Source organism: Enterobacter sp. 198, from assembly GCF_009025585.1.
GTDB classification, from domain to species: Bacteria; Pseudomonadota; Gammaproteobacteria; order Enterobacterales; family Enterobacteriaceae; genus Enterobacter; species Enterobacter ludwigii.
Genome location: NZ_WCIM01000030.1, coordinates 138,091 through 154,562, shown reverse-complemented (window position 1 = coordinate 154,562; position 16,472 = coordinate 138,091). Strand labels below are relative to the sequence as shown.

The following is a 16,472-nucleotide window of genomic DNA, read 5'->3' as shown; positions in this document are numbered from 1 at the left end:
CAGGCGCAGCGCTTACAGCGGCTGCGTCTGCGCTTCAACCACTGCCAGTGCCACCATATTCACGATACGACGCACCGAAGCAATCGGCGTCAACACGTGCACTGGCTTCGCCACGCCCATCAGCACCGGTCCTACGGTGACCCCTTCAGAGCTGGAGACACGCAGCAGGTTGTAACTGATGCGGGCCGCTTCCACGTTCGGCATAATCAGCACGTTTGCAGAACCTTTCAGCGGGCTGTCCGGCATGCGTTCGTTACGAATGCTCTCCACCAGCGCAGCATCACCGTGCATCTCGCCGTCAATCATCAGTTCCGGCGCACGCTGGCGAACCAGCTCCAGCGTCTGGCGCATTTTGCACGCCGCTGCTGATTTCGACGAACCGAAGTTGGAGTGCGACAGCAGCGCCACCTTCGGTTCAATACCAAAGCGACGCACGGTTTCTGCCGCCATCACGGTGATCTCCGCCAGCTCTTCCGGGCTCGGATCGTCGTTAACGTAGGTGTCGGCAATAAAGGTGTTGCCGCTTGGCAGCAGCAGCGCGTTCATCGCCCCGGCGGTGTGGACCCCTTCGCGATAGCCGAAGATCTCCTGCACCACGCTGAAGTGCTCGTGGTAATCACCGATCGTGCCGCAGATCAACGCATCCGCTTCACCGCGATGGACCATGATCGCCCCGATCACCGTGGTGTTGCTGATCACGGCCTTTTGCGCCTGCTCCTGGGTGATCCCGCGACGTTTCATGATCGCGTAGTATTCGTTCCAGTACTCTTTAAAGCGCGGATCGGATTCGTTATTAACGATCTCAAAATCCACACCCGCTTTGATCTGCAGCCCCAGCTTCTGAATACGCATCTCGATAACGCTCGGACGACCGATCAGGATTGGCTTCGCCAGACCTAAGGTGATCAGCTCCTGCGTGGCATGCAGAACGCGCGCCTCTTCCCCTTCCGCCAGCACCACGCGTTTCGCGTCGGCACGCGCCTGGGAGAAAATGGGCTTCATAAACAGGTTGGTTTTGTAGACAAACTCGGTGAGCTTATCGACGTAAGCATCGAAATCTTTGATGGGGCGCGTCGCCACGCCGGAGTCCATTGCCGCCTTAGCAACCGCCGGGGCGATTTTGACAATCAGACGCGGGTCGAATGGTTTTGGAATGATGTAGTCCGGGCCAAAGCTCAGATCCTGGTCACCATATGCCGAGGCGACCACTTCGCTCTGCTCGGCGTGCGCCAGTTCCGCAATAGCATGAACGGCCGCGAGCTTCATCTCTTCGTTGATCGCCGTCGCGCCCACGTCCAGCGCCCCGCGGAAGATGAACGGGAAGCAGAGAACGTTGTTCACCTGGTTCGGGTAATCGGAACGACCGGTACAGATAATGGCATCTTCACGCACGGCTTTTGCCAGCGGCGGCAGAATTTCCGGTTCCGGGTTTGCCAGCGCCAGAATCATTGGCGCACGCGCCATTTTCTTCACCATCTCCTGGGTCAGCACTTTCGGGCCTGAACAGCCAAGGAAGATATCCGCGCCGTCAATCACGTCCTCCAGCGTGCGTTTACCGTCGTCTTCTACCGCGTAGGCCGCTTTGGTTTCCGCCATGTTCGGCTCACGGTCCTTGTAGATAACGCCTTTGGAGTCGCAGACCACAATGTTGTGCTTCTGCATGCCCAGCGCCACCAGCAGGTTCATACAGGCGATTGCCGCCGCACCTGCGCCGGAGACCACCATACGCACGTCAGAGAGATTTTTCTCAACCACACGCAGACCGTTCAGAATGGCCGCGGTGCTGATAATCGCGGTACCGTGCTGGTCATCATGGAACACGGGAATGTTCATACGCTCGCGCAGTTTCTGCTCGATATAGAAACATTCCGGCGCTTTGATGTCTTCGAGGTTGATCCCACCGAAGGTCGGTTCCAGCGCGGCAACCACATTGATGAATTTATCAGGATCGAGCTCATCCACTTCGATATCGAACACGTCAATACCGGCAAATTTCTTGAACAGAACACCCTTGCCTTCCATCACGGGCTTACCGGCCAGCGCACCAATATTGCCTAATCCCAGCACCGCCGTCCCATTAGAGATCACGGCGACCAGGTTGCCACGCGCGGTGTATTTATAGGCTGCCAGCGGATCTTTTTCGATTTCGAGGCACGGCGCCGCGACGCCGGGCGAATAGGCCAGTGCCAGATCGCGCTGAGTCGCCAGCGGTTTTGTCGGGGAGACCTGAATTTTACCTGGGACAGGGAACTCGTGGAAATCGAGAGCACTCTGTTTTAACTGATCATCCATCTTATTTTTCCTTTCACGTATCGGTCAAAAGGGTGACGTTTGCGATCCTGAAGCACACCCTGGTGTGCCGCCTAGTATCGCCGCAGGCAGCCACATAAACTTTGAAGGCTGCCAAACTCTCACCATTGCAGAATAAAAATTGTTATCAATTTATAACAGCCATGTTACCCGTCTCAGAAAGCAATGCCTCCCCCGTCTGCTATGCTTTTTTGTTAAGTCCATCATGATTTTCGCAGAAGTGTGAACTAACGCACTCAAGTAACTCTTTTATTTCCAAGGAGTAATTATTTATGAACCAACTAGACGGCATCAAACAATTCACTACCGTGGTCGCCGACAGCGGTGATATCGAGTCGATTCGCCACTATCAGCCCGAAGATGCGACCACTAACCCTTCGCTGCTGCTCAAAGCGGCCGGTCTTGCTCATTTTAGTCATCTGATTGATGACGCTATCGACTACGGTAAACAGCGCGGTAAAACACAGGAGCAGCAGGTCGCCGAAGCGAGCGACAAGCTGGCCGTTAATTTCGGTGCGGAAATTCTGAAAAGCATCCCGGGACGCGTCTCTACCGAAGTGGACGCCCGCCTCTCCTTCGACCAGGAGAAGAGCATCACGAAAGCCCGCCGCCTGGTTGAGCTCTACCAGGAGCAGGGCATCGATAAATCGCGCATTCTGATTAAACTGGCCTCAACCTGGGAAGGGATCCGCGCGGCGGAAGTTCTGGAAAAAGAGGGGATCCATTGCAACCTGACGCTGCTGTTCTCCTTTGCACAGGCGCGCGCCTGTGCCGAAGCCGGCGTCTTCCTGGTGTCTCCGTTCGTCGGGCGAATCTATGACTGGTATCAGGCTAAACAGCCGATGGATCCGTACGTGGTGGATGAGGACCCGGGCGTGAAATCGGTGCGTAATATCTACGACTATTACAAACAGCACCGCTACGAAACCATCGTGATGGGCGCCAGCTTCCGCCGTACCGAGCAGATCCTCGCCCTGGCAGGCTGTGACCGCCTGACCATCTCCCCTAACCTGCTTAAAGAGCTGCAGGACAAAGAGGAGACGGTTATCCGCAAACTGGTGCCCACATCAACCGTTCTCCCCAAACCTAAAGCCATGACCGAAGCGGAATTCCGCTGGGAGCACAATCAGGACGCAATGGCCGTCGAAAAACTGGCGGAAGGCATCCGCCTGTTCGCCGTCGACCAGCGCAAACTTGAAGATCTTCTTGCCGCCAAACTTTAACCTTGCCACGGAGTGAATTATGTCCCGTAAAGAGCTAGCCAATGCCATTCGCGCCCTCAGCATGGATGCCGTGCAGAAAGCCAATTCCGGCCACCCTGGCGCCCCCATGGGCATGGCTGACATTGCCGAAGTGCTGTGGAATGATTTCCTGAAGCACAACCCGAACGACCCCAGCTGGTACGATCGTGACCGTTTTATTCTCTCTAACGGCCACGCCTCCATGCTGCTCTACAGCCTGCTGCACCTTTCCGGCTACGACCTGCCGCTATCCGAGTTAAAAAACTTCCGCCAGCTGCACTCAAAAACCCCGGGCCACCCGGAGATAGGCTATACGCCGGGTGTGGAGACCACCACCGGGCCGCTCGGCCAGGGGTTAGCCAACGCGGTCGGGCTGGCGATTGCCGAACGCACGCTGGCGGCGCAGTTTAACCAGCCAGACCACGAGATTGTCGATCACTACACTTATGTGTTTATGGGCGACGGCTGTCTGATGGAGGGGATTTCTCACGAAGTCTGTTCGCTGGCGGGCACGCTGGGGCTGGGCAAGCTGATCGGATTTTACGATCACAACGGTATCTCCATCGACGGGGAGACCAAAGGCTGGTTTACCGACGACACGGCAAAACGGTTTGAGGCCTACCACTGGCACGTAGTGCATGAAATTGACGGCCACGACCCAGAAGCGGTGAAAAAAGCGATTCAGGAAGCGCAAAGCGTTAAGGACAAACCGTCCCTGATCATCTGTCGCACCACCATCGGTTTCGGCTCACCGAACAAAGCGGGTAAAGAGGAAGCCCACGGCGCGGCGCTGGGTGAAGAAGAAGTGGCGCTGACCCGGCAGAAACTGGGCTGGAAATACCCACCGTTTGAGATCCCGAAAGAGATCTACCGCGAGTGGGACGCCCGCGAAGAGGGTGAAAAAGCCCAGCACGCGTGGAATGAAAAATTTGCCGCCTATCAAAAAGCCCACCCGGAACTGGCCGCTGAATTCTCGCGTCGCATGAGCGGTGGCCTGCCGGAGGACTGGGAAGCGAAAACCCAGGCGCTGATTGAAAATCTGCAGTCTAACCCGGCGAAAATTGCCACCCGTAAGGCCTCGCAAAACACGCTGAACGCCATCGGCCCCCTCCTGCCCGAACTGCTGGGCGGCTCCGCGGATCTGGCTCCAAGTAACCTGACGATCTGGTCTGGCTCAAAATCGCTGAAAGAGGATATTGCCGGGAACTATATCCACTATGGGGTGCGTGAGTTCGGGATGACCGCCATTGCCAACGGCATCGCCCATCACGGCGGGTTTGTGCCCTACACCGCCACCTTCCTGATGTTCGTTGAGTACGCCCGTAACGCGGCGCGTATGGCGGCATTAATGAAAGCGCGGCAGATCATGGTCTACACCCACGACTCGATTGGTCTGGGTGAAGACGGTCCCACGCACCAGGCCGTTGAGCAGCTGGCAAGCCTGCGTTTGACGCCAAACTTCAGCACCTGGCGTCCGTGCGATCAGGTCGAAGCGGCGGTTGGCTGGAAGCTGGCGGTTGAGCGCCACACGGGGCCAACGGCATTAATTCTGTCGCGGCAAAACCTGGCCCAGATTGAACGCACGCCGGAGCAGGTAAAAAATATCGCCCGCGGCGGTTACATCCTGAAAGACAGCGGCGGCAAACCGGATGTCATCCTGATTGCTACCGGTTCTGAGGTGGAAATTACCGTGAAGGCCGCAGAAAAACTGACCGCCGAAGGTCATGCGGTACGCGTGGTATCCCTGCCGTCCACCGACATTTTTGATGCTCAGGATGAGGCCTACCGTGAATCGGTCCTGCCCTCTAACGTCGCAGCCCGTGTGGCCGTCGAGGCGGGTATCGCCGACTACTGGTACAAATATGTCGGGCTCAAGGGTGCCATCGTCGGGATGCGTGGGTACGGCGAGTCGGCGCCTGCCGACAAGCTGTTCCCGTATTTTGGCTTTACCGTTGAGAATGTGGTTGAGAAGGCGCTGAGCGTAATTTAGCGCGTGATCCACAACGTGGGCCAGGCATCTGGCCCATTCCAGTTATCGCAGCTGGGCTCTTCTGCATAACGCACCAGGCGGAAACGCTGGCCGTCAAAACGCCAGCGCGTCTGGACCCCACAATCGCCAATACCGCGCCCCAGCGCGAGCGTAGTCAGCTCGCGCGTTTTCTCATCAAAGCGGGCATTCATCAATTCGATTTCACTGCTATCGTCTGCAGGGGTGAAAGGCAGACGCAGCCTTACGCTGCGGGAAGAAAACGGCTTTTTGCGCGATACCAGCCAGGCCAGATCGACCGTGTTATACGCCCCCGCCTCACAGCTAATAATCAGCAATGCTTTTTCATCGGTTAACGCGGTGACGCGCACTTCCCGGCGGTTAGGATCGAGCGAGCACTGGCTGTTGTTCATCCGCCAGGTGCCATAATCCAGCAGGTCGTTCAATTCGGCGTGGGAGAGCGGCGTCGGCGTCGGATTGACTACCGCCACCTTTTTTAAGGCGGGTGCAGGCGGCACGCTTAACGGCGGATCGTCACCTTTTTTAATCCAGGCCGTTTCACTCCCGACACGTTTCTGCTGCGCGTCAATAAACAACAGCGCGGCTTTCAGGCCGTTCAGAGAGATAACCTGGTCACCGCCGCGCAAGGTCAGGGCTTTTCCTTCCTGGATATTTTTCAGAAACGCCGTGATGGTGGCGGCATCATCACTTTTCAGATGCCACGGGGTTAACTGCCAGTGCTGCCGATCCAGCTTGAGAGGAACCTTATCCAGCAACAACCGCGGCGCAATATCCGCTTCTTTCACGGCAGGGTCAGCAAGGCCGCCGAGATCGATACGCAGCGTAGCGTCGGTTTTCGCGCCGGCACTGCGGCTGAGCGTCATGACCAGCCCCCGGTGTTCACCGGTATTGCGTGCGAGGCAAAAATTCTGGTTATTGCAGGTCACCTGCCAGTCAGAAAACAATTGCTGGGCAGGCGCAGCCCACACCTGCGAGGAGGTGAGCACGCAAAACAGGCAGAGAAGAGAGACGCAATAGCGCATGAATGGCACAATCCCGGAACGAAAACGCTTAACTGGGCTGTATCTTCGTGTTCCCGCCCGGGTTGCTCAATCGGATTTATCGGATAGATTTATCCGAAATACAATCTATCACCGTTCGAAAGAGGCGTTCATCAGCCCGGTCGTTTGAAGATACTGTAGTAATATCACAGCTTTACCATCCCTGATTTCCCCGGCATGCATCATCTCCAGCGCCCGGGAAAACGGCAACTCCAGCACTTCAATATCTTCATCTTCCACGCCACCGCCGCGGTGAGTACGCTGCGCATCGCTGTATTCCGCGATGAAGAAGTGGACGATTTCCGTCACGCCGCCAGGAGACATAAACAGCTCGAAGACCTTTTTGACCTCTCCCACTTCAAAGCCAGTCTCTTCGACGGCCTCTTTGCGGATGCACACTTCCGGCTCGTCGTCATCAAGCAGGCCCGCACAGGTTTCAATCAATCTTCCGTCAGGGTTGCCATTGACCCATGTTGCTACCCTGAACTGACGGATCAGCACCACACTCTGCTTTTCACGGTTATAGAGCAAAATGGTGGCGCCATTGCCGCGGTCATAGACCTCGCGTTTATGGCGGATCACTTCACCGTTATTACGGGTTAAATCGTAAGTGATGTTACGCAGGACAAAGTAGTTTTCAGAAAGGATTTTGTCTTTGATAACGTCAATTTTCAGGGTCATACGGGCTCCACGACACAATGAGTCTTCCTATAGTACGCCGTGAAACCCGCTTTGTCGCCCGCCTGGTTTAGTGCATTTTCGGCACACTGACCTCAAGCCAGTCAAGGATCCCCCGCGCCGCATGACGCCCTTCCGCCATCGCCGTCACCACCAGATCAGCGCCGCGCACCGCATCACCGCCGGCGAAAATTTGCGGGTTAGACGTCTGGTAACGATAGCGGCTTTCCACCGAGGCAATGATTCGCCCCCAGTCATCGGTGTTGACGCCCTGACTCTCCAGCCAGGGCATGGCATGTGGGTTAAAGCCAAAAGCCATAATCACCGCATCGGCCGGCATGACAAACTCGCTGCCCTCCACCGGGACGGGTCGACGACGCCCCTGCGCATCCGGCTCTCCCATCCGGGTGCGCAGCATCCGGATGCCGTTAACCTTGCCGTCAGCAGCAAGGGTCAATTCAACGGGCTGGACGTTAAATTCAAATGCGGCTCCCTCTTCTTTCGCATTCTTCACCTCTTTTTTCGAGCCCGGCATATTGGCTTCATCCCGGCGATAGGCGCAGGTGACTTTTGCCGCGCCGTGACGTAACGCGGTGCGCACGCAGTCCATTGCGGTATCGCCCCCGCCCAGCACCACCACATTGAGTCCACGGGTGTCGATAAACGGTTCGTTGGCCGTCGCGTCCAGCCCCATGACGTGGCGCGTGTTCCCCACCAGGAACGGCAGCGCATCGTAGACGCCCGGCGCATCTTCATGGGGGATGCCCGCTTTCATCGAACGATAGGTTCCCACGCCAATGAACAGGGCGTCGTAATCTGTTTGCAACTGAGACAACGACACATCGCTGCCCACGTCGCAGTTCAGCTCGAAGTGAACCCCCATCGCAGTAAAAATCTCTCTGCGTCGTGCGAGCAGGGATTTATCCAGCTTAAAGGCCGGAATGCCGAAGGTCAGCAAGCCGCCGATTTCGGGATGCCTGTCATAGACCGTCACGCTCACTCCGCTGCGCACCAGCACATCCGCGCATGCCAGTCCGGCAGGCCCCGCGCCGATAATCGCGACGCGTTTTCCCACCGAAGAAACGCCAGACATATCCGGTCGCCAGCCCAACGCCAGCGCCTGGTCAGAGATGTAGCGCTCGAGGTTGCCAATGGTCACCGACCCTGACGCATCGCGCACGGTGCAGGCACCTTCACATAACCTGTCCTGCGGGCAGACCCGGCCGGTAATTTCAGGTAAACAGTTGGTCTGATGAGAAAGTTCGACCGCGCCGAGGATGTCACCGGCGTTAATCCGTTCAATCCACTGCGGAATGTGGTTATGCAGCGGGCAGGTCCATTCACATATGCTGTGCTCCCCGCATTTCAGGCAGCGCGATGCCTCGCGTCTGGCCTGTTCGGTCCGAAACGGCAGGTATATTTCATTGAAATGGCCAACCCGCTCTTCGGCAGCCAGTTTGTCGGGCTCGCCGCGTGGTGGTGTGTTTTGCATCTGCTGCAGTTTGGTGGGTGCCGTCTCCTCGCTGACTGCCTCACTGTGCCAGGGCTGCGCCTCCAGCCTGGCGGTGCGCTGACGGCGCGATTTTGCCAGCTTATCCAGCACGTCTGGCGTCGCCAGCGTCAGCACATCTGCCGGGCAATTTTCAATACAGGCCGGGCCCTGCGGGCGGGTCAGGCAGAGATCGCATTTATACGCCGAGGCTTTTGCACTGCCGTTGTCGAGCGGCGTAACGATAATCTCCATTGTGCCGAAGGGACAGGCAACCACGCAGGCTTTACAACCGATGCATTTTTGTTGATTCACCTGTACGCTGTCATCGCGTTTGCTGATGGCGCCGTTCGGGCAACTGAGTGCACACGGGGCATTTTCACAGTGGTGACAGGTGACGGGGCTGTTCTGCGCGCCAGAGTTAAGGACCGTAATACGGGGATGGAAATGGCGCTCGCTCAGGACATGTTGCTCATCATTATGCGCCATTACGCAGGCAACTTCGCAGGCGTGGCACCCAATACATTGCTGGCTGTTAGCCATAATAAAACGATTCATAACGACACCTGTTTTTGGTTCAATAACCTTATTCTTTGTATGAATATGGTATTTACTCATCACAGCGTCGTCAGGCAATGTTCAATTGCCCGGAATGCCAAACTATTTCCAGTGAACCTGTGGCAGATCAATTTTATTCAGGAAGCCGTTCTGTGACCGTTAAACGCCCTGTTTCCGCAAGCCTGGCCTGGGCTTTCTTTTCGATGATTGTGTTATCCGTTCTGACCAGCACCGTCGCGCTGCTGACGCTTGCCAGCAGCCAGCGTGACGCCGAAGCCATCAATATTGCGGGTTCACTGCGTATGCAGAGTTACCGGCTGGGCTATGAGATGCAGCGCAACAGCCCTTCCCTGACACAGCATCGCCAACACTGGCAACACACCCTGAGCGCACCTGCACTACAAAAGCTGAACCGCTGGTACGTGCCGGACGATGTCAAACAGCGCTACCAGCAGCTGCATCTGGCCTGGCAGGAGATGGATACGCACATCGCCCGCGGCGATCTCGCGTGGTATCAAACCCATATCGAAGATTTTGTTGGCCGCATTGATGCCTTTGTGCTCGCCCTTCAGCACTATACCGAACATAAAATTCAGACGGTGACCCTGCTCTCTCTGGCTGGCGCGCTGGGGATCCTGCTGCTGACGGTGTTTACCCTGCGACGCATCCGTCGTCAGGTGGTCTTGCCGCTCAACAATCTGGTCGCCGCAAGCGAACGCGTTGAACGGGGACAATTTGATACCCCGGCACCGGATACCGCTTTGCCGAATGAACTCGGTCAGCTGTCCCGGGCCTTTAACCATATGTCGGCGGAGTTACACACCCTCTATCGCTCGCTTGAAGATTCGGTTGCGGAAAAGACCCGGCACCTGAACGAGGCGCACCAGCAGCTCGAAATGCTGTTCAAATGTTCGCAGGCGCTCAACACCGGACAGATAGACAGCCACTGTTTCCGCCATATATTGCAAATCGTCCATGAATACACCCGGATGAATTATCTGGAGTTACGGACCAGCGACGACTGGCGTCTGTGTGAAGGGAGTGAGGCAGCCGACATGCCGCTGCAAAACCTGCCGGTGCTGATGCAGGACACGCTCTACGGCGAGCTGCGCTGGCAGAGCGAGACGGACAGCGTCCCGCTTCCGCTGATGAGAAGCGTGGCGACAATGCTCGGGCGCGGGCTTTACTTCAACCAGGCGCAAAAGCATTACCAGCAGTTGCTGCTGATGGAAGAGCGCGCGACGATTGCCCGCGAACTGCATGATTCCCTCGCGCAGGTGTTGTCGTATCTGCGGATCCAGCTTACGCTGCTTAAGCGTGCCGTACCGCAAGAGAATACCCCGGCGCAGACCATCATCACCGACTTCTCCCGCGAGCTTAACAATGCCTGGCATCAGCTTCGCGAGCTGCTCACCACCTTCCGCCTGACGCTCAACCACGCTAACCTGCCGGCGGCCCTTCAGGAGTCACTCGACGGCCTGCAGAGCCAGACGCAGGCAAAGCTGCATCTTGACTGTCGCCTCTCCTCGCTGGCCCTTGACGCACAAAAGCAGGTGCATCTGCTGCAGATCGTGCGTGAAGCGGTGTTGAACGCAATCAAGCACGCGCAGGCCAGCGAGATCACCGTAAGCTGTATCACCGCCGTGGACGGCACGCACAGCGTGAGCATTCGCGACAATGGCATCGGGATTGGCGAAGCCAGCGAGCCGCCAGGACATTACGGGCTGAATATTATGCGTGAACGCGCGGAACGGCTCGGCGGTACCCTGCACTTTTCGCAGCCACAAAATGGGGGAACGCAGGTGAGCGTGACATTCCCTTCGTCGCTGGCGTTAACAGGTAAATAACCGTAAAGGGGGCAGCGCAGAGAAACGCGCATGATAATTTACATTATCTCCTTTATTTCTCCACGTTTGGTCTTCGTCTTGCCGCTAAAGTGGTGCGGGCAATAAACAATAATGACGTGCAGCAAAACGAGGTCAATTTTTCATGGCGAATTTTTTCATCGATCGCCCCATTTTTGCCTGGGTACTTGCCATTCTGTTGTGTCTGACAGGTGTCCTGGCCATTACTTCACTTCCCGTTGAGCAATACCCCGATCTGGCACCTCCTAACGTGCGTGTCACAGCAAACTATCCCGGCGCCTCGGCACAGACGCTGGAAAATACCGTGACGCAGGTTATCGAGCAGAACATGACGGGTCTGGATAACCTGATGTACATGTCCTCACAAAGCAGTGCCACGGGCCAGGCGACGGTGACCCTGAGCTTTACGGCCGGGACTGACCCGGATGAAGCGGTGCAGCAGGTACAAAACCAGCTGCAGTCAGCCATGCGAAAACTGCCGCAGGCAGTGCAAAATCAGGGCGTTACCGTACGTAAAACGGGGGATACCAATATTTTGACCATCGCGTTTGTCTCCACCGATGGTTCCATGGATAAGCAGGATATTGCGGACTACGTTGCCAGTAACATTCAGGACCCGCTCAGCCGTATTAACGGCGTAGGGGATATCGACGCCTACGGGTCACAATATTCAATGCGCATCTGGCTCGATCCTGACAAGCTGAACAGCTTCCAGATGACGGCGACTGACGTGACGGACGCCATCAAGTCGCAGAACGCCCAGATTGCCGTAGGGCAGCTGGGAGGAACGCCTTCCGTCGAAAAACAAGCCCTGAATGCCACCATTAACTCGCAATCGCTGCTTCAGACTCCGGACCAGTTCCGCAACATCACCCTGCGCGTGAATCAGGACGGTTCAGAAGTGCGGCTGGGCGATGTCGCCACGGTGGAAATGGGCGCGGAAAAGTACGACTACCTGAGCCGCTTTAACGGTAATCCCGCCTCCGGCCTGGGGATTAAACTGGCCTCCGGCGCAAATGAAATGGCGACGGCGAAACTGGTGTTAGACCGCCTGGACGAGCTGTCGAACTATTTCCCTCACGGCCTTGAATACAAAGTCGCCTACGAAACCACCTCCTTCGTTAAAGCGTCGATTGAGGATGTGGTGAAGACCCTGCTGGAAGCCATCGCGCTGGTCTTCCTGGTCATGTACCTGTTCCTGCAAAACTTCCGGGCGACGCTGATCCCGACCATAGCCGTCCCCGTGGTCCTGCTGGGCACCTTCGCGGTGCTTTACGCGTTTGGCTACAGCATCAACACGCTGACGATGTTTGCAATGGTGCTGGCAATTGGCCTTCTGGTGGATGACGCCATCGTGGTGGTTGAAAACGTCGAGCGCATCATGAGCGAGGAAGGCCTTTCCCCGCGCCAGGCCACGCGTAAATCGATGGGGCAAATACAGGGCGCGTTAGTCGGCATCGCCATGGTGCTTTCGGCGGTCTTTATCCCGATGGCCTTCTTTGGCGGCACAACCGGCGCCATTTACCGCCAGTTCTCGATAACCATCGTCTCGGCAATGGTGCTTTCTGTACTGGTGGCGCTGATCCTGACCCCTGCGCTCTGCTCTACCCTTCTTAAGCCTTTGCACAAAGGCGAGCAGCATGGTCAGAAAGGGTTCTTCGGCTGGTTTAACCGCATGTTTAACCGCAATGCCGCGCGTTATGAATCCGCCGTCGGTAAAGTGTTGCACCGCAGCCTGCGCTGGATGCTGATTTACGTAGTGCTGCTGGGTGGAATGGTCTGGCTATTCCTGCATCTGCCTACCTCGTTTCTGCCAATGGAGGACCGGGGAATGTTCACCACCTCCGTGCAACTTCCGAGCGGCGCGACGCAGCAGCAGACGCTGAAAGTGGTCGAAAAAGTCGAACAGTACTTCTTCACCCAGGAGAAAGATAATGTGGTGTCGGTCTTCTCCACCGTGGGCTCTGGCCCGGGCGGTAACGGGCAGAACGTCGCCCGTATGTTTGTACGCCTGAAGGACTGGGACGAGCGCGACACAAAAACGGGGACCGCGTCGGCCATCATTGAACGCGCAACCCACGCTTTTACGAAGATCAACGAAGCGCGCGTCTTTGCCAGCAGCCCACCGGCCATTAGCGGGCTGGGCAGTTCTGCCGGGTTTGACATGGAGCTGCAGGATCACGCCGGTGCAGGCCACACTGCGCTGATGGCCGCACGCGATAAGCTGTTAGCGCTGGCGGGCAAAGACGCTGACCTGACCCGCGTTCGTCATAACGGCCTGGATGACAGCCCGCAGCTGCAGGTGGATATTGATCAGCGTAAGGCGCAGGCTCTGGGTGTTTCCATCGACGACATTAACGACACCCTGCAGACGGCCTGGGGCTCAAGCTATGTGAATGACTTTATGGATCGTGGGCGTGTGAAAAAAGTGTATGTCCAGTCCGCCGCACCGTTCCGTATGTTGCCGAATGATATTAACCGCTGGTTTGTTCGTAATAACGCAGGCGGGATGGTGCCATTCTCGGCGTTCGCCTCGTCGCACTGGGAGAGTGGTTCGCCGCGTCTGGAACGCTATAACGGCTATTCGGCGGTAGAAATCGTCGGTGAAGCCGCGCCGGGCGTCAGTACCGGTACCGCCATGGACACCATGGAGAAACTGGTGCAACAGCTGCCTGCCGGGTTTGGGCTGGAGTGGACGGCGATGTCTTATCAGGAGCGGCTCTCCGGGGCACAGGCGCCTGCGCTTTACGCGCTTTCCCTGCTGGTGGTCTTCCTCTGTCTTGCCGCGCTGTATGAAAGCTGGTCCGTTCCGTTCTCGGTCATGCTGGTGGTGCCGCTTGGCGTCATCGGTGCGCTGCTGGCGACCTGGATGCGCGGTCTGGAGAATGATGTGTACTTCCAGGTAGGGCTGCTCACCGTGATCGGCCTGTCGGCGAAAAACGCGATCCTGATTGTTGAGTTTGCCAACGAGATGAATGCCAAAGGCCACGAGCTGATGGCGGCCACACTGCACGCCTGCCGTCAGCGCTTGCGTCCGATCCTGATGACGTCGCTGGCATTTGTCTTTGGGGTATTACCGATGGCAACCAGCACCGGTGCGGGCTCCAGCAGCCAGCATGCGGTAGGTACAGGGGTGATGGGAGGCATGATTTCGGCAACCGTCCTGGCCATTTATTTTGTGCCGCTGTTCTTTGTGCTGGTGCGTCGCCGCTTCCCGCTGAAGGAACGTCCTGAATAACAGTACGTAATAAAAAAGGCGGCTCTCAGGGCCGCCTTTTAGGGTGTGTGATTAATTCACACTATGGTTATTTTACTTATTTAAGTGCTCTTGCAATTCTTACTGAATGTCATTTACGAAGCATGCCTTCGATAAAATCTTTCCAGTTCCCCAGTTCACGTTCAATCATAACTACCTCTCTTATTATTATGCGCATTCTACGAAAACGTATCATCATTGTGAAGACCGTCTAACCTATCGCTGTGATTGTACCCCGCTACTGTCAGGGATTTATGATAAATATGAACGCAGGGCCTTAAATTTTGTGTGACGCTCAGCAATATTTTGAAATAACCATACAGGCAGGTGAGATTTAAATTACCGCCTGAGTTCATTAGCATTTTCGGTCTTATGGACATCTATGCTTAAATGATGAAAGAATATTCAGCGTACAGTTGTGAGTTGAATTAAGAAGAAGTGTAAATCAAGACAATTCCTGAATGTGTTATATTCCACTTAAGGATATATCTTCGAAATTACTGAACATTTAATCATCATAAGAACAAAAGGATTCACCATGGTTGTGATGTACGGCATTAAAAATTGCGACACCATCAAAAAAGCACGCCGCTGGCTGGAAGCAAACAACGTGGAGTACCGTTTCCATGACTATCGCGTTGACGGGCTTGATGCAGAATTTCTGCATACCGCTATCAAGGAACTGGGTTGGGAGGCGCTGCTGAATACCCGTGGTACCACCTGGCGTAAACTGGATGAAGCCGTCCGGGCTGGCATCACCGACGCCGACAGTGCCGCCAAACTGATGCTCGAAATGCCGGCAATCATCAAACGCCCATTGCTCTGCGCGCCCGGGCAGCCTATGCTGCTGGGTTTCAGTGAAACCCTTTATTCCGACTTTTTTCGTTGAGGTGTAGTTTATGTCATGCCCGGTCATTGAGCTGACTCAGCAGCTTATTCGCCGTCCCTCCCTTAGCCCGGACGACGCAGGTTGTCAGGCATTAATGATTGAGCGCCTGCGTGCCATCGGTTTCACCGTTGAACGCATGGACGTTGGCGATACCCAGAACTTCTGGGCATGGCGCGGTCAGGGCGAAACGCTGGCCTTTGCCGGACATACCGACGTCGTTCCTGCAGGTGATGCGGATCGCTGGATCAACCCGCCGTTTGAACCCACCATCCGCGATGGCATGTTGTTCGGGCGCGGTGCGGCAGACATGAAAGGCTCGCTGGCGGCGATGGTCGTGGCGGCAGAGCGCTTCGTTGCCCAACATCCGAACCACAGAAACCGCCTCGCGTTTCTGATCACCTCTGACGAAGAAGCCAGCGCCCACAACGGCACCGTGAAGGTCGTTGAGGCGCTGATGGCCCGCAATGAGCGTCTCGACTACTGCCTGGTCGGCGAGCCGTCCAGTACGGAAGTGGTGGGAGACGTCGTCAAAAATGGTCGCCGTGGTTCGCTGACCTGCAATTTGACGCTTCATGGCGTTCAGGGGCACGTTGCCTATCCACACCTGGCCGATAACCCGGTCCATCGCGCGGCACCGATGCTAAACGAACTGGTGACCATCGAGTGGGATAAAGGCAATGAGTTCTTCCCGCCGACCAGCATGCAGATTGCAAACCTGAAGGCCGGTACCGGCAGCAACAACGTGATCCCGGGTGATTTCTTTGTCCAGTTTAACTTCCGCTTCAGCACTGAACTGACCGATGAGATGATCAAAGCGCGCGTTATCGCGCTGCTGGAAAAATATAATCTGCGTTACACCGTGGACTGGTGGCTTTCCGGCCAGCCGTTCCTGACCCAGCGCGGCAAACTGGTGGATGCGGTAGTGAACGCCATCGAGCACTATAATGAAATTAAGCCACAACTGCTGACGACAGGTGGCACCTCAGACGGACGTTTTATTGCCCGGATGGGGGCCCAGGTTGTCGAACTGGGGCCGGTGAACGCAACCATTCATAAAATCAATGAATGTGTGAATGCTGCTGATTTGCAGCTGCTGGCCCGTATGTATCAACGAATTATGGAGCAACTCGTCGCCTGA

General features: G+C 56.2%; 11 protein-coding genes. 6 read left to right on the top strand and 5 right to left on the bottom strand.

The genetic code is table 11. The features are described 5' to 3' along the window. Window positions 1–12: 12 nt before the first annotated feature. Window positions 13–2,292: an NADP-dependent oxaloacetate-decarboxylating malate dehydrogenase gene (maeB, locus tag F8561_RS18920; protein WP_014171100.1), complete on the bottom strand. Its 2,280-nt coding sequence runs from the start codon at window positions 2,290–2,292 to the stop codon at window positions 13–15. A gap of 290 nt (window positions 2,293–2,582) precedes the next feature. Here maeB and tal point away from each other — a divergent pair, with 290 nt between their 5' ends. After that, complete coding sequence (tal, locus tag F8561_RS18915; protein WP_014171101.1) at window positions 2,583–3,533, top strand: transaldolase; 951 nt, start codon at window positions 2,583–2,585, stop codon at window positions 3,531–3,533. A 19-nt stretch (window positions 3,534–3,552) separates the two neighbouring features. Beyond that, the gene (gene tkt, locus F8561_RS18910) at window positions 3,553–5,541 is read left to right on the top strand and encodes a transketolase (protein ID WP_020883077.1); all 1,989 of its coding nucleotides are present in this window, start codon (window positions 3,553–3,555) and stop codon (window positions 5,539–5,541) included. Here tkt and F8561_RS18905 read toward each other — a convergent pair. The 3 genes from F8561_RS18905 to aegA form a co-directional block, all read right to left on the bottom strand. Then, the gene (locus F8561_RS18905) at window positions 5,538–6,581 is read right to left on the bottom strand and encodes a DUF1176 domain-containing protein (RefSeq protein WP_020883076.1); all 1,044 of its coding nucleotides are present in this window, start codon (window positions 6,579–6,581) and stop codon (window positions 5,538–5,540) included. The two genes, tkt and F8561_RS18905, sit on opposite strands and share 4 nt — an antisense overlap. Window positions 6,582–6,689: 108 nt before the next feature. Continuing rightward, window positions 6,690–7,280, bottom strand: coding sequence for a GDP-mannose pyrophosphatase NudK (gene nudK / locus F8561_RS18900; RefSeq protein ID WP_020883075.1), 591 nt, complete (start codon window positions 7,278–7,280; stop codon window positions 6,690–6,692). 67 nt (window positions 7,281–7,347) lie between these two features. Further along, complete coding sequence (gene aegA, locus F8561_RS18895) at window positions 7,348–9,324, bottom strand: formate-dependent uric acid utilization protein AegA (RefSeq protein WP_151887781.1); 1,977 nt, start codon at window positions 9,322–9,324, stop codon at window positions 7,348–7,350. 152 nt (window positions 9,325–9,476) lie between these two features. On the opposite strand from aegA, the gene narQ reads away from it, so the two are divergent. Then, window positions 9,477–11,171: a nitrate/nitrite two-component system sensor histidine kinase NarQ gene (gene narQ, locus F8561_RS18890; RefSeq protein WP_151887955.1), complete on the top strand. Its 1,695-nt coding sequence runs from the start codon at window positions 9,477–9,479 to the stop codon at window positions 11,169–11,171. 142 nt (window positions 11,172–11,313) lie between these two features. Then, a complete protein-coding gene (acrD, locus tag F8561_RS18885; RefSeq protein WP_020883072.1) occupies window positions 11,314–14,427 on the top strand; it encodes a multidrug efflux RND transporter permease AcrD in 3,114 nt (1,037 codons plus the stop codon). Window positions 14,428–14,536: 109 nt separating this feature from the next. On the opposite strand, the gene ypfM is transcribed toward acrD, so the two are convergent. Next, window positions 14,537–14,596: a protein YpfM gene (gene ypfM / locus F8561_RS18880; protein WP_015572204.1), complete on the bottom strand. Its 60-nt coding sequence runs from the start codon at window positions 14,594–14,596 to the stop codon at window positions 14,537–14,539. Between the two features lie 387 nt (window positions 14,597–14,983). Here ypfM and F8561_RS18875 point away from each other — a divergent pair, with 387 nt between their 5' ends. Together F8561_RS18875 and dapE are read left to right on the top strand one after the other, a co-directional pair. After that, window positions 14,984–15,334 (top strand): ArsC family reductase, encoded by a 351-nt coding sequence (locus F8561_RS18875; RefSeq protein WP_050737159.1) that lies wholly within the window; start codon window positions 14,984–14,986, stop codon window positions 15,332–15,334. Between the two features lie 10 nt (window positions 15,335–15,344). Next, window positions 15,345–16,472 (top strand): succinyl-diaminopimelate desuccinylase, encoded by a 1,128-nt coding sequence (gene dapE, locus F8561_RS18870; protein ID WP_014171110.1) that lies wholly within the window; start codon window positions 15,345–15,347, stop codon window positions 16,470–16,472.